General features: G+C 62.2%; 9 protein-coding genes. 1 reads left to right on the top strand and 8 read right to left on the bottom strand.

Going from position 1 to position 14,683, the window contains the following annotated elements; translation table 11 throughout:
- Positions 1–51 precede the first annotated feature (51 nt).
- The 4 genes from GGD57_RS26185 to rocF all read right to left on the bottom strand — a co-directional run bounded on the left by GGD57_RS26185 (position 52) and on the right by rocF (position 4,952).
- Entirely contained in the window at positions 52–1,812 is a 1,761-nt protein-coding gene (locus GGD57_RS26185) for a methyl-accepting chemotaxis protein (RefSeq protein ID WP_184473100.1), read from the bottom strand.
- 293 nt (positions 1,813–2,105) lie between these two features.
- Complete coding sequence (locus GGD57_RS26180; protein ID WP_029868938.1) at positions 2,106–2,582, bottom strand: chemotaxis protein CheW; 477 nt, start codon at positions 2,580–2,582, stop codon at positions 2,106–2,108.
- Between the two features lie 196 nt (positions 2,583–2,778).
- A complete protein-coding gene (rocD, locus tag GGD57_RS26175) occupies positions 2,779–3,978 on the bottom strand; it encodes an ornithine--oxo-acid transaminase (RefSeq protein ID WP_184473099.1) in 1,200 nt (399 codons plus the stop codon).
- Between the two features lie 38 nt (positions 3,979–4,016).
- Positions 4,017–4,952 carry an arginase gene (gene rocF, locus GGD57_RS26170; protein WP_184473098.1) on the bottom strand — a complete coding sequence of 312 codons (936 nt, stop codon included), beginning with the start codon at positions 4,950–4,952 and terminating at the stop codon, positions 4,017–4,019.
- A 123-nt stretch (positions 4,953–5,075) separates the two neighbouring features.
- Between rocF and GGD57_RS26165 the strand changes: the two genes are divergently transcribed.
- The gene (locus GGD57_RS26165) at positions 5,076–5,513 is read left to right on the top strand and encodes an Lrp/AsnC family transcriptional regulator (RefSeq protein ID WP_184473097.1); all 438 of its coding nucleotides are present in this window, start codon (positions 5,076–5,078) and stop codon (positions 5,511–5,513) included.
- Positions 5,514–5,730: 217 nt separating this feature from the next.
- On the opposite strand, the gene GGD57_RS26160 is transcribed toward GGD57_RS26165, so the two are convergent.
- The 4 genes from GGD57_RS26160 to GGD57_RS26145 form a co-directional block, all read right to left on the bottom strand.
- The gene (locus GGD57_RS26160) at positions 5,731–11,832 is read right to left on the bottom strand and encodes a translocation/assembly module TamB domain-containing protein (protein ID WP_184473159.1); all 6,102 of its coding nucleotides are present in this window, start codon (positions 11,830–11,832) and stop codon (positions 5,731–5,733) included.
- 63 nt (positions 11,833–11,895) lie between these two features.
- Positions 11,896–13,824, bottom strand: a complete 1,929-nt coding sequence (locus GGD57_RS26155) for an autotransporter assembly complex protein TamA (protein ID WP_184473096.1) — start codon at positions 13,822–13,824, stop codon at positions 11,896–11,898.
- Positions 13,825–13,989: 165 nt separating this feature from the next.
- Positions 13,990–14,247, bottom strand: coding sequence for a YMGG-like glycine zipper-containing protein (locus GGD57_RS26150; RefSeq protein WP_003567150.1), 258 nt, complete (start codon positions 14,245–14,247; stop codon positions 13,990–13,992).
- Positions 14,248–14,468: 221 nt separating this feature from the next.
- Positions 14,469–14,683 (bottom strand): hypothetical protein (locus tag GGD57_RS26145; protein WP_184473163.1); only part of this gene is annotated, 215 nt, incomplete at its 5' end.

The following is a 14,683-nucleotide window of genomic DNA, read 5'->3' as shown; positions in this document are numbered from 1 at the left end:
GTGCGGCGCGTTCGTCTTATACTGCTCAGATGATCAAGAAGTGGGGATGGATCAGAACTCTTCCCAACTCTGCGCGGCTGCCACGGCCGCGCCGTGCGCCTTGGCGACACGTGAGACGAGATGCAACGCCGGTGAGGCCATCTGTCTGGTCTCGGGCCGGCCGGCGGTCTGAGCCTGGCCCGGTAGACGGAACCTTGCCAGCAGCACACGCAGCGTTTCGGCTTCCCTGGCAAGGCTGTGGCTGGCGGCGGTGCTCTCCTCGACCATGGCGGCATTCTGCTGGGTTGCCTGATCCAGCGTATTGACGGCCTGGTTGATTTCCTTGAGGCCCGTTGCCTGTTCCCTGGAGGCTTCGACGATGGCGGTGATGTTGCCGTCGATATCGCCGACCTGTGCGACGATTTCCTCGAGCGCCTTGCCGGTCTGGCCGACGAGGCCGACACCGTTTTTGACGAGATCGCTCGACGTATTGATCAGTGCCTTGATTTCCTTGGCCGCCTTGGCGGAGCGCTGGGCGAGTTCTCTGACCTCCTGGGCCACCACCGCGAAGCCCTTGCCGGCTTCGCCGGCACGGGCCGCCTCGACGCCGGCATTCAGCGCCAGAAGGTTGGTCTGGAAAGCGATTTCGTCGATGACGCCGATAATGTTGGTGATCTCGCGCGAGGATTGCTCGATCTGATCCATGGCGACGACGGCGTTGCGGACCACGACGCCGGACTGTTCGGCGCCCTGCCTTGTCACGGCGACGAGGCGGCCCGCCTCATCGGCCCGGCGGCTGGAATCATTGACGGTAGTGGTGATTTCCTCCAGCGCGGCCGCAGTCTCCTCGATCGACGCGGCCTGCTGTTCGGTCCGCTTGGAGAAAGAATCGGCCGATCCGCCGATCTCGCTCGACCCGGCGGCGATCGCGCTGGCGTTCTCGCCGATCGTCTTCATCGTCTCGGCGAGATCTTTGACTGCTGTATTGAAATCGTGGCGCAACTGCTCCATCGAGGGGACGAAGGATGTATCCACCGTCCGCGTCAGATCACCTTCGGAAAGCTGCCGCAGTGCACCGCCGAGCTGGGAAATCGCGCTCATGCGCTGGGTGACGTCGGTTGCGAACTTCACGACCTTGTAGACCTTGCCGTCAGCATCGACGATCGGGTTGTAGGCCGCCTGGATCCAGATTTCGCGGCCGCCCTTGCCGAAACGGACGAATTCGTTGGCGATGAATTCGCCATCGGCAAGACGCCGCCAGAAGTTACGGTAGTCCTCGGTGCTGATATAGGAGGGATCGCAGAAGATGCTGTGATGCTTGCCGGTGATCTCGGCGAGCGAATATCCCATGGCCTGACAGAAATTCTCATTCGCCGTCAGGATTTCGCCCTTCGGGGTGAATTCGATCACCGCCTGCGAGCGCGAGATTGCCTCGAGCTTGCCGGAATCCTCGACCGCCTGCTTTTTCGCGGCGGTGATGTCGGCGGCGAATTTCACCACCTTGAACGGCTTTCCGCCTTTCGAAACAGGATTATAGGACGCCTGGATCCATATCTCCCGGTTGCCTTTGCCAAGGCGTTTATAAGTGCCGGCGTCGTATTCGCCGCGTCCAAGGCGGGCCCAGAAGGCGCGATATTCCGGGGTCGCCGTATAGGCCGGCTCGCAGAACATGCTGTGATGTTTACCGACGATCTCGTTCAGGCGATAACCGAGCGCGTTACAGAAATTCTCGTTCGCCGTTAGGATATTTCCCTTGAGATCGAATTCGATGATCGCCTGAGATTTGGAGATGGCGTCCAGAATATACTTCGAATCGGAGGTGAGACCAAACATTTCTGTCCCTTTGAGATACACAGCTTCTGCTGTTCCGGCTGAAGAAGCGAGAGGGCGGGCGAGGTATGCCGGTGCCGGGAAGTAATGATATTCGGTTACCGTTCCCGTTGCGCCGGATTTGTCATCCGTTTGCTTTCCAACCATGCTGAGGGAACGTGGTTAATATTACGTATAAAAGAGATCGCTTATATTATAAAAAGTTGAAGATAGACGGTCGATCCAGATATACGTGTGTTTCCGTAACAAAAAACCGCCCGGAGCGGGCGGTTTTCGAATTCGAAATACTGGTCGGATCACGCCGCCAATTCATCGGTCTCGTTTTCCTTGAACATCTTGGCGAGGTTCAGGAAGCAGATCATGCCATTTTCGGAAGCAATGATGCCTTCGCAGAATGCGCGGTCGAAGGAGGCGGTCACCTCAGGCACCGGCTGGACCTGGCTGGACGAGATGGTGAGAATATCCGAGACGCGGTCGACGAGCATGCCGATGACCATGTTGTGAACTTCGGCGACGACAATGGCGCTGCGCTCGTTGGCGACGGTGCTCTTCATGCCGAGCTTATAGGCGAGGTCGATGATCGGGATCACCGAGCCGCGCAGGTTCATGACGCCGATGACGTCGGCCGGCGAATGCGGGATCGGCGTCGAGGGCGCCCAGCCGCGGATTTCGCGGATGGTCGTGGTCTTGACGCAAAATTCCTGATCATGCAGGCGGAAGGCAATGATTTCGAGCGTATCGCCGCTGAAGCTAGTGGAATTGATCGTGGCCATTAGAATTCTTCCCAACTGTCGTAAGCCAAAGCAGAAGCGGCTGCGCCACCATTGGCGCTGACAAGCCTTGCCTTCACACCACGCGATGCTTTGCGCTCGGCGAAGCATCGTTACGGTTACGACGACATTAGCGAAAGAGTGTTGCCCAAATCTAAATCGGGAGCTGCTTTGTGAAGGTTTTCAGTCCCGATTTACCTCAGCCTATGGTCTTTTCGATCTCAGAGACTGCCCAATCCACCTGTTCTCTGGTGATGACCAATGGCGGGGCGAGGCGAATCGTATGGTCGTGGGTATCCTTGGCGAGAAGGCCGCGCTCCTTCAGCGCATGACAATATTGCCGGGCGCCGCCGGCTTCGGGTTCCAGCTCGATCGCCATCATCAGCCCGCGGCCGCGCACCTCCCTGACGATGTTCGAGCGAATAGACCCGAGGCCTTCGAGGAAATAGTCGCCCATGACAGCGGCGTTTTCGATCATGCCCTCTTCCGTCAGCACCTTGAGGGCGGTGCGCGCCACCGCGCAGGCGAGCGGGTTGCCGCCGAAGGTCGAGCCGTGCTGGCCGGGCTTCAAGACGCCGAGAACCTCGGTATTCGACAGCACGGCCGACACCGGATAGAAGCCGCCGGACAGCGCCTTGCCGATCAGCGTCACATCGGCCTCGATGCCTTCGTGTTCCTCGGCGAGCAGCTTGCCGGTGCGGCCGAGACCGGTCTGGATCTCGTCGAGGATGAGGGTGACGTTGTTATCGGTGCAAAGCTCGCGGATGCGGGTGAAATAACCGGCCGGCGGGATGATGACGCCGGCTTCCCCCTGGATCGGCTCGATCAGGGCGGCGACCGTATTGCCGTTGATCGCGGCCTCGAATGCCTCGGCATCGCCGAAGGGAATGGTGCGGAAGCCCGGTGTATAAGGGCCGAAGCCGGTGCGGGCGTCGGGATCGGTGGAGAAACTGATGATGCTCAGCGTCCGGCCGTGGAAATTATCGGCGCAGACGATGATCTCCGCTTGGCCTTCCGGCACCCCCTTGACCTCGTATCCCCATTTGCGCACCGCCTTGATGGCGGTCTCCACGGCTTCGGCGCCGGAATTCATCGGCAGGATCTTGTGCGAGCCGGTCAGCGCAGCAAGCTCTTCGTAGAGATGAGCGAGTTGGTCGTTGCGGAAGGCGCGGGAGGTGAGCGTCAACCTGCCGGCCTGCTCGACCATGGCGGCGAGGATTTTCGGGTGGCAATGGCCCTGGTTGACGGCGGAATAGGCCGAGAGGCAATCGAGATAACGATTGCCGTCGGTATCCCAGACATAAACACCTTCACCGCGCGTCAGCACCACATCGAGCGGCTTGTAATTGTGGGCGCCGAGCCGCTGTTCCGTGGCTATCAGTTTTTCCGATGTGTTCATGGCCGTTTTCCCTCCAGAGTATAGTGCCGAAACCCGTCTTATGCGGCGCGGGTTGGTCGATCGAAGATGCGGCGGCCGAAGAGGCTTGCCGTCAGTTCCACCAGGATGCGGGCGCTTTTGCCGCGATCGTCGAGAAACGGGTTGAGCTCGACGAGATCGAGCGACGAGACGAGGCCGCTGTCCGAAAGCATCTCCATGACCAGATGCGCCTCGCGGAAGGTCGCGCCGCCGGGCACCGTCGTGCCGACGCCGGGGGCAATCTCGGGATCGAGGAAGTCGAGGTCGAGGCTGACATGCAGCAGCCCGTTCGCCTTGGTCACGACGTCGAGGATATCCCGCATGATGGCGCCGATGCCTTGCTCGTCGATGGCGCGCATATCGAAGACATTGACGCCGTGTTCGTGGATTTCCTCGCGCTCGCGTGCATCGACCGAACGAATGCCGACCTGGAAAACATTCTTCGGATCGACGAAGGGGCGGTCCTTCGGCAGGATCTCGGCGAACTCCGCCTCGCCGCAGAAAAAGGCGACGGGCATGCCGTGAATATTGCCCGAAGGGGAGGTCGCCGGAGAATTGAAATCGGCATGGGCATCGAGCCAGAGCACGAAGAGCGGCCGGCCTTTGCTGGCGGCATATCGCGCCATGCCGGAGACGCTGCCCATGGACAGGCTGTGGTCGCCGCCGAGAATCAGCGGAAAACGGCCGGAGGCGGCCACGTCATGGACGCTGCTTTCGAGCGCGCGGGTGAAGGCGCCGACAATCCTCAGATTGTGGGCCTTCGGATGGTTCGGTAGGTCCATTGCCGGCACGATCCTGAGATCGCCGAGATCGGCGACGTCATGGCCAAGCTCGATCAGCGTCTGATCGACGCCTGCGATCCGCAGCGCCGCCGGTCCCATGCCAGCGCCCCTTCGGCCGGAGCCTTCTTCCAGCGGCGCGCCGATAAGGGTGACAGATCGCGATTGAGCATTCATTTCGAGGGCTCCGTGTTGAGGCCTGTTTTGGCCGATAGTGGGATAAAGGGCTGGCGGCAAAAAGATGGAAAAATGTCAGAAATGGACTATGATTGCGCAAATTGATAAACCTATTTTGACAAAGTGATCGGCGTGGATGATCTCGATACCGAACTTTTGAGTGCGCTTCGCCACAATGCCCGGATTTCCGTCTCGTCGCTTGCGGCGATGACGGGTGCATCGCGGGCCACGGTCGCCGCCCGGATCGACCGGCTGGTCGCCAGCGGCACCATCGTCGGCTTTACCATCCGCACCGGCCATGAGACACGGTCGGCCGGCGTGCGCGCCATCGTCATGATCGAAGTGCTTGGCAAGCTCGCCGACCGGGTGGCCGATCAGTTGCGGGGCCTGCCGCAGGTGCGCGCGCTGCACAGCACCAACGGCAAATGGGATTTCGTCGCCGAACTCGAGGACCGCGATCTCGCCTCCTTCGACGAAACGCTGCGCCGCATCCGGCTGATCAACGGCATCAATTCGACCGAGACGAATATTCTCTTGAAGACGAGCAAGACCGGGTTCTAGGGCATGATCTGCGGAACTAGCCCCTTGCATCCGCCTGCCGGCACCTTTTCCCGGTAAACGGGGCGAAGGGGATATGCCGCACCCTCTCGGTCCCCCGCAAGCGCCTCGTGTGGCACGTCCCCTCGCCCCGTCAAAATGGGGAGAGGGTTAGGGTGAGGGGCAATTCGCAGGTTCGAATCAGACAAGCCAGCTACATGCTTCCCCTGAATTAGCCGGCTTAATATTCCCGCTCGTAGACGACGCCCGCTTCGCCCTCACCGTTACCTCCCGCCGCGCCGCGCAGTTTGACGCCGCGGCCGACGTCGAGGTTGATGATCGCCTTGGCGCCGGCAGAGCCGCCCTGCTGCAATTCGAAATAGGTGCGGTCGTTGAGATAGCGGCCGACGCTGACGCTCGTCTGGCCCTTGGAATCGGTACTGATGTCGAGATCGTCGACGCCGAGCTGGTTTCGCAGGCCTTCGAAAAGCGAGGTGGAGCGGTTGCCCGCCAGCTGGCTGACGGCGTCGGCGAGCTGGGCGATCTGCACCGGCGAGAGCTTCGACATCGACTGGCCGAAGATCAACTGCGCCAGCACCTCGTCCTGCGGCAGCTGCGGCGAGGAGGAGAAAGTGATGGCCGGGTCGGTGGCGAGACCGGCGACATCGACGGTCAGCGTCGTCGAGCCGGAGGTCGAGGTCGCTTCCATATCGAGCGCCGGCGTCAGGTCTCCGGCAAAGGTGATCCGGCTCTTGTCGGTGAAATCCATACGGCGGTTGAGAATGGTCAGGCGCCCGCGGCGCATGGTGAAACCGCCGGTCACGACGGGTGCAGCCGCCGTTCCGCGGATCGTCACACTGCCGCCGAGCTCGGCATCGATGCCGCGGCCGCGCACGAAGATCTGCGAGGGCGCGTCGATTTCGAGATCGAGTGTGATTGTCGAGGATTTCTCGCCGGGTTTCCGCTCGCCGTCTTCCCTCAGTTGCGCAAGCACCGCCCGCGGCGCGTTCTTATGCCGGATGTCGATTTCACGGAGCGAGGTCGGCAATTTTTCCGGAACGGTGATCGAGGTCTTGTCCAGCCGAAGCTTGCCGTTCAGCGTCGCGCTCATGATCGGTCCGCGCAGGCCCAGCGTTCCGCTGACGGTGGAGACGACAAGGGTGCCGTCGACATAGACCGCCTTGTCGAGCTTGATCGAAATATCGGCGGGAAAACCGCCGGCCGGCTGGATACCGATGGTGCCGCTTGCTGAGACCGTGCCGCCGCCGCCGAGATTGCCGCTGAGGCGCGATATCACGGCCTGGTTGCCGTTGAAGGTCACTGCCGCCGTCAGATTGTTGACGGCAAGATTGCGCCGGACGTCGACGAGCTTGGCGCCATTGGTCGCAACGGTGCCGTTGATGACGGGTGCTGCGGCCGTCCCGCCGACCTGCAGATTGACGGTGGCGACGCCGTCGGCGACGAGGCCCTGCTGCGCCAGCGGGGCACCGAGCACGGCGAAGGGAAGATTGCCGCTGAAGCGCATGTCGATGGCGCGATTGCCCGTGATCACAACGCTGCCGCCGCCCTTCAGCGACATGCCGGCGTCGCCGGCAAGGCTGGTATCGACGGTCAGTCTGTCGCCGGCAAGCTTGCCTGAGGCGCCGATGGTGAATGGCGAAAGTCCGGCGTCTTTCGTCTGGCTGGTCGCCGCGTTCTTCCAGTCGACCTTGAAGTCGACTGAAGGCGCCGATAGCGCACCGGTCGCCTTGGCGGTCGCCGAGACCGCACCCTCGGCGCCAAGACCGGGCACGAAACCGTTGGCGAGGCTCGCCGGGACGTTGGTGGCATTCGCCGTGACGTCGACCGAGCGGATCGACGTGCCGGCGATCGAAAGATTGCCGGCGGTTTTCAGCGCAATGCCGCCGCTGCCGCTGAGGTCGGCATCGAAATCGAGCCTGTCGCCTGTGTATTTTCCCGTCGCCGCCAGTGCAAGCCGGGAAAGACCGGCAGCCTTGGTGTGACTGGTCGCGGCATCCTTCCAGTTGAGCTTGAAATCGACGATCGGATCGGCTGGCGTTCCCGATGTGACGGCGCTTGCCGAAAGCATGCCCTCGGCGCCGAGACCGGGAACGAAAGCATTGGCGATATTGGCCGGCAGGGCCGGAATATCGGCATTGACCGAAAGATCCCGAATGGCGGTGCCGGCGATGGTGACGCCGCCGGTTGCCCTCGCCAGCACGCCGTCCTTGCCGGCGAGGTTGGCGTCGAAATCGACCCTGTCATCGGCGAATTTGCCGGATGCTGCAGCATTCAGGCCCGAAAGGCCGCTGCTCCTGGTCTGGGCGGTTGCGGCATTCTTCCAGTCGAGCTTGAAATCGATTGCGGGCTTCGGAAACGCGCCGGATGCGGATGCCGTTCCCGAGATGGTGCCCTCTGCGGCAAGACCGGGGACGAAGCCGTTGGCGAGGCCGGCAGGCAAGTTGGCAAGATCGGCCTTGACGTCGAGGGTTTTAACCGCGGTGCCCGATATCGCAACGTTGCCCGCGGCCTTCAGTGACAGGCCGTCCTTGCCGCTGAGATTGCTATCGAAGTCGAGCCGGCTGTCGGAAAAGCGGCCGGATGCAGTCAGCGCCAGGCCGGAGAGATGGGCGCTTCTGGTCTGGCGGGTCGCGGCATCCGTCCAATCGAGCTTGAAGTCGGCTTTCGGGGCCGCCGGTGTCCCGGCGGCGGACAGGGTGCCTGATATCGTGCCGCCGGCGCCCAGATCGGGAACGAAGGCGTTGGCGAGAGCGGCCGGGATCCTGGCGATCTCGGCATCGACCTTGATGTTTTCGACCGTCGTGCCGGCGAGGACGACATTGCCCGTGCTCTTCAGCAAGAGGCCTTGATCGCCGCTGGCCGCTGCGTTGAAATCAAGCTTGTTGTCGGCAAATTTTCCCGATGCGCTCAGGCCGAGTGCGGCAAGGCCGGCCCGTTTCGTATGGCTGGTCGCAGCGTTTTTCCAATCGAGGTCGAAATTGGCGGTCGGAGCGGCAAGCGAGCCCGCGGCCGAGATCGTTCCGGAGATCGCGCCTTCGGCAGCGAGATCGGTCACGAAGCTGTCTGCGATGCTTGCCGGGATATTCGCCAGCGTTGCATCGACCTTGACGTTGCCGATCGTCGTGCCGGTGACGGCGACATTGCCGTTTGCCTTCAGCGCGAGCTTGTCGGCGCCTGATATCGCCGTGTCGAAATCGAGTTTGCTGCCTTCGAATTTTCCGGATGCCTTTATTGCGAGGGCGTCGAGGCCAGCACGTTTGGTGTGGCTGGTCGCGGCGCCATTCCAATCGAGATCGAAATTGGCGACGGGAGCGGAAAGGGGGCCGGTCGCCGAGATCGTTCCGGAGACCGCGCCTTCGGCGGCGAGATCGGCAACGAAACCATTGGCGATGCGGGCGGGCAGACTGAGGATATCGGCGTCGACATCCAGGACCGGGTTCTTCGGATCGGCGAGCGCGACATTGCCGGCGGCCTTCAGCGACAGGCCGTCGTCATTGCCGATCGTCGTGTCGAAATCGAGCTTGTTGTCAGCGAATTTGCCGCCGGCGGTAATGCCGAGCGGCGCCAGTCCGGCGCCCTTGGTCTGGCCTGTTGTCGCATCCTTCCAGTCGAGCTTGAAATCGGCGACGGGTGCCGCCGGCGTGCCGGTCACGGCGATCGTTCCGGAGATCGTGCCACCGGCTGAAAGGTTCGGCACGAAACCATTGGCAAGGGCTGCCGGCAATTCGTGGATGTCGGCTTTCAGCTTCAGCGTCTCGCCGGCGGAACCGGTGACGCTCACCGAGCCGGTGCCTGTTTTCAGCGTCAGTCCGTTCAGACTGGCGGTGCCGCCGATAATCGTGACCGCAGTCGGTGCGGCAAGCTCGACCGGGATGTTGCGGGGGCTGGCGGAGAAGCGGTCAAGATTTACCGCGATCGTGCCGCCTGGCGCCTGGATATTGCCGGCGGCCCGCACCGGATTGCCGTCATAGGCGGCGTTAAGGTCGAAATCGGTCTGGTTCTGCTGTTTGGTGAAACCGAGCGAAAGACCGGCGAGCCTGTTCGCGCCGGCATTCAGTTCCTCGGCCTTGACTGTGCCGTTTGCCGCAAGCGCGCTGAGATCGCTGATCGTGACGTCGATATCGGGTTTGACGATCGCGAGCGTATCGCGGCGGATCGAGCCGCCTGATGCCAGCAGCTTCAACGCAATCTTGCCGCTGTTGCTCTCGATGCCGAGCGACCCCTTGAGATCGCCTTCGGCCTTCTGTCCGCCGAGTGCTGCGAGCAGGCCGATATTGGGGAAGTCGAAGGTCAGTGCGCCCGTCGGCTCAAGGGTGGGTGAGAATTCCAGATTGCCGGTCAACCGGTTGCCGCCGATATCGGCGGTCAGCGCCGGAATGCCGGTCTTGCCGTCTTGGGAGCGGATGTCGCCGTTGATGCCGATCGGCTGGCCGTCGATCGTACCGGTGGCGGTGATCTTGCCCTGCGGCGCCTTGGGGTCGGTAATACCCGACAGGTCGATATTGAGGTTGGCAAGCACGCGGTCGGCCATCTCAAGGCTGGCGGCCTTGAGATTGGCCGATACCGAGAGTGCCGGGAGCTCGCCGCCGCCTCTCACCGCATAGCCTACCGAACCTTTCGCGCCGGCGACGAGTTTGCTGATGTCGGGCAGCCGACCGGAGAGGTCGGCATTCAACATCGAGCCCTCAAGCGCGACGTTGCCGGCGGCTTCCAGTGTGCCGGATTTCAGGACGAGGTTGGAAAGTGCGAATTTCGACGGGATGGTACCGACCACCTGGCTTTCGAGCGAGATCAGCCCGTCGAACTTGCCCGCCACCGCAACCGGCAACGCTGCAGGTGCGATGGTGAGCTTGACGTTGCCGGTCAGCGTTTGATCGGCCGGCCTATAGGAGCCGTTGAGGCTGCCATTGATATTGGTGCTTTCGACCGTGGTGCCGTTGAAGCCGATGCCGGCGGGCGAGATCTGCAGCGGCGCGGCGATCGTCACGGGGCCCTGGACCGCGCGGTTGAGGTTCGGCTCGGCAAAACTCGCGTCGCCGGCTGCCAGACGCAGCTGAACGCTGCCGGAACGAGCGGCGAGATTGAAGGCGTCGCTCTTTGCCGTCAGCTTGACGTTGCCGATATCGGCCTGTGGAAGGGTTGCGCTGTCGAGCGAGCCGCTGACGCTCAGTCGGGCGGTCTGGGCGTCGCCTGTCAGAGCCAGGTTGAGGCCCGAAATCAGGAAGCGCGCTTCGCCTTCGGCGAGGGGCCAGCGGAAATCGACAGGGCCTGACGTGCCGAGCAGATTGGCGTTCAGGCTGTTGTTGCCGGCCGGATCGAGCGTGCCCGATGCGGCGATGACGACGCTGCCGGTGGCGATATTGCCGGTCTGGATATCGATCTTGCCACGATTGTCGAAGGTGGTGGCGACATCGATATTGGTCTGGCCGGCGAAAAGCGGCCGGAATGCCGATGGAAGCAGTGAGCTGAGATCGCCGCCGCCCTTGAGGTCGAGGTGGTGCAGTCCGTCTGCACTGATCTGATGCCGGGCCTCGATTGCGGCGCGCTGCTGGCCGTCGAGGGCGGCCTGCACTTTGCCTTTCCAATCGGATATCGGCCCCTGGCCGTCGAGATCGATGTTGACGGCGGGGCTGTCCGGCAGGCCGAGGAAGCCGGCGACCAGCCCGCCCTTCGGCTCGGAAAGCTGTGCCTTCAGCCGCAGCCGGTTTTCGGCCGGCGCAAAGGCGATGTCGGCGGCAAGCCGCGCATCCGGAACCGCGTGACGGCTGACATTGACGACGGCTTCGCCGCCATCGCCGTTCGCCGAAAGGCTGCCCTCGGCGGCGAGCGCGAAGGCGCGCCCGGCAAAGGCTTCGGCAAGCTTGATATCGGGCAGCGCGATGCGATCGATATCGAGCTTGATCGGAAGGCTGAAGCCGCCGGAATTTTCTGCGCCGGGCCGCGATGGCAGGGTGCGCACCGGCTTGCGCAGCACGTTGATCGCTTCGATCTCGAAGCGTTTGGCGTGGAAGGTTCCGGTCAGCAGCGCCAGCGGATTCCAGTCGATCGCGAGCCCATGAACTTCCGCAAAGACGCCCCTGGTATCGGAGACGGTGATGTCGGCAGCGCGCAGCCCGCCGGTCAGAAGACCTTCCGGTTCACGCACCGTGATCGTCATGTCGCGGTTGGAAAGCGTCGAGGCTATCTTTTCGGTGACGATGCGGGCGCCGAAGGCAGTGAAGCCGAAGATCGCAAGGGCTATGACCGTAAGAATCAACGCGGCGCCGGCGACATAGCCGGTGAGCCGTATGATCCAGGTGACGATTTTTGCCAGCATTTGCATCGGCGCGGACACTACCCCGTTTTCATGACGGCCACAGATCGAAAAACGCAGTTAACGGCAAATCTAGAAGGATTGACCGATGCCCGCATAGATTCCGTAATCTGTGCCACCTTCGTACTTGTTCAGCGGCATGGCAAAATCAAGCCGCAGCGGGCCGAAAGGCGTCGCATATCGTATTCCCGCACCGGCGCCGGCGCGGATATCGGAAAACCCCGGAAAGGTGCTGTCGGAGACGGTGCCGACATCGATGAAGGGCACGACGCCGATCGTATCGGTGATCTTGATGCGGGCCTCCAGCGAACCGGTCACGTAGGAGCGGCCACCTGTGGGATCGCCATTGTCGTTATAGGGCGAGATTTCCTGAAAGCTGTATCCGCGCACCGAGCCGCCGCCGCCGGCAAAGAAGCGCTGCGTGGCGGGAATGTTTTCGATGCCGCCGCCGCCGATCAGGACGCCGGCGGCCACCTTGCCGGCCAGCACCAAGCCGTCTTCCTGGCCAAACGGCAGATAGCCTGAAATCGAGCCCTCGAACGCCGCATAGGGGGTGGCGTTGAAGATTTCGTAGCCGGGCTTGGCCGAGAATGTCGCGCGGTAGCCTTCCGTCGGGTTGAACTTGTCGTCGCGGGCGTCGCGGTCATATTGAAGCGGCAGGGTGAAGGTCAGATAGTCATTGGTGCCGAAGGCGTCGTCGTCGCGTTCCCAGCTGAGCTCGCCGCTTGCCGAGACCGTGTCCCGGTCTGTCAGTTCGTAGGAAAGGCCGAGCGAGGCGGTAACGAGCGTCGCATTATAGGCATCCGGATTTTCGGTCTTGGCGATGATGCCGGCCTTCAGGGTGGCGGCGGGGAAGAAGGCGCCGGGCTTGGTGAAGAGGATGCCGGCGGAATAGTCGAGGCTGCCGAGATCGGTGGTTTCGCCAAGCCGCGAAACGGAGCCCTCGATCCGCAGCGTTTCGGCTTCGCCAAACAGGTTGCGGTGGCCCCAATAGCCCTGCACGCCGAAGCCGTCGGTGGTGGAATATTGCGCCCCGACACCGAAATAGCGCTGCTTGCCTTCGGACACCTCGATCGTCATCGGCAAGGTGCCGTCCGGGGCCAGCGCATCGCCTTCGTGAATGGTGACGCTCGAGAAGACGCCGAGAGCGCGAAGCCGCTCGCCGGCTTTCTTCAGCGCTTCCGGGGAATAGGCCTCGCCTTTGTTCAGCCGGGAATAACGCTGAATGAAAGCCGGCTTGACGGTCTTTTCGCCGGAAACGCCGACATCGCCGATCGGAGCGACCGGACCGCCCTCGGCGGCAAGGACGATATCGACGGTGTCGCTTCTGTGATCGGCGACGACCTTGCGTTCGGTCAGCTTGGCGAAGGGCCGGCCCTCGCTCTTCAACTGCTCGACGATCTTGTCGCCGGCCCTGATGATGGCAAGCGAGCCGGCCTCAGCGCCTGGGGCAAGATCATAATCGGCGGGATTGTGGTTTGCGGCATCGCCGCCGAACTGGACTTCCCTGACCTTGAAAACCGGGCCGGGCGCAATGTCGACGGTGACGGGGACCGGCCCCGTCCGGTCGAAGGTCGGATTGGGCGGCAGCTCATCGATATTCTTGCCGTCGACGGTGATCGTCACCACGCCGCCATATCGGGCCTTTTCATAGAGGGTGGCGATCAGCCGTTCGCGGTCGTCACGGGCCTTGACGACGATGCCGAGATCGCCGGAAACCGGCTGCTTCTGGTCGCTCACGAGGCGGGAGCTGTTTTCCAGCGCTTCCTTCAGGTCGGGATCGGCGGTATCGGCTTTGAGATCGACGTGGTAGCGCACCGGATCGGGCACCTGTTCGCCTTCGTCCTTTTCCTTGCCGAAGATGGTGATGCCGAAAAGCTTGAAGGCGTAAGCGTCGCCGATCAGGACCGGTGAGAACGCAGCTGTCGCTGCGACCACCATCATGGTGCCTGTTCGCCGATACGCAGTACCTGTTTTCGGGCCTGTCCCTCTAATCCGCATCCGCCGCTTTTTAAGTCTACAATGAAGCTTCGTTGCCCAGCCGTGAACAGCTTAGCGGCAAAATCGCGCCGGGTGTACCATTTTAAATTGCCGGCGCGCTATTTCAGCACAAAAAATCCCGGATGTGTGTCCGGGATTTCCTGAATTTTTCGGTCTGCGGGCGTCTCAGCGCGGGCAGGCATCGATGTAGCGGCGGCCATAGCGGTCGCGATAGTAGCACTGGCCGGGCTGTTCGGCGACGCTGCCGATCAGGGCGCCGGAGACGCCGCCGATAGCGGCGCCGACTGCTGCGCCACGAACATCGCCGGTGACGACGCCGCCGATGACCGCACCGGATGCAGCGCCGATGCCGGCCCCCTGCTGAGTCGGGGTGCAGCTTGCGATCGACAGGCCGATCAATGCGAGTATGACAGCTTTTTTCATCTTTTTCTCCTGGGTTGTCGCCCAATGGGCATAGGCCGTCCCTATTGTTTTTTTGGCACGCTAGCCCGAAAACTATGTCGGAAGAAAGGGTTGTCCACCATTGTCCTGATTTTTTTGCTGCAGGAGCAGTGTCGGCGACCGCGTAAGCGCGGCGAATTGCCGTCGCGTTTGCCGCATCGATCTCATCAATCGCGGCGCCTATATTTTTTATCTGGAATCATTCAAAAAACTGGGCCTTTTGCCGCAGTTGATGGTAAAGCAAAGCGTAAGCATTGACGCGCGGACGTCCGGTCGGCAAGAACGGCCGCGCGATACTGGAGCATATGATGGATTTCGAAGCATTTTTCAAAAACGAACTGGGCGGGCTTCATGCCGAGGGCCGTTACCGCGTTTTTGCCGATCTCGAACGTCACCGCGGCAATTTTCCCCGCGCGAC

Source organism: Rhizobium esperanzae (genome assembly GCF_014197615.1).
Taxonomy (GTDB): domain Bacteria; phylum Pseudomonadota; class Alphaproteobacteria; order Rhizobiales; family Rhizobiaceae; genus Rhizobium; species Rhizobium esperanzae_A.
The sequence above is the reverse complement of the archived record's forward strand: the minus strand, read 5'-3'. Positions and strand labels throughout refer to the sequence as shown.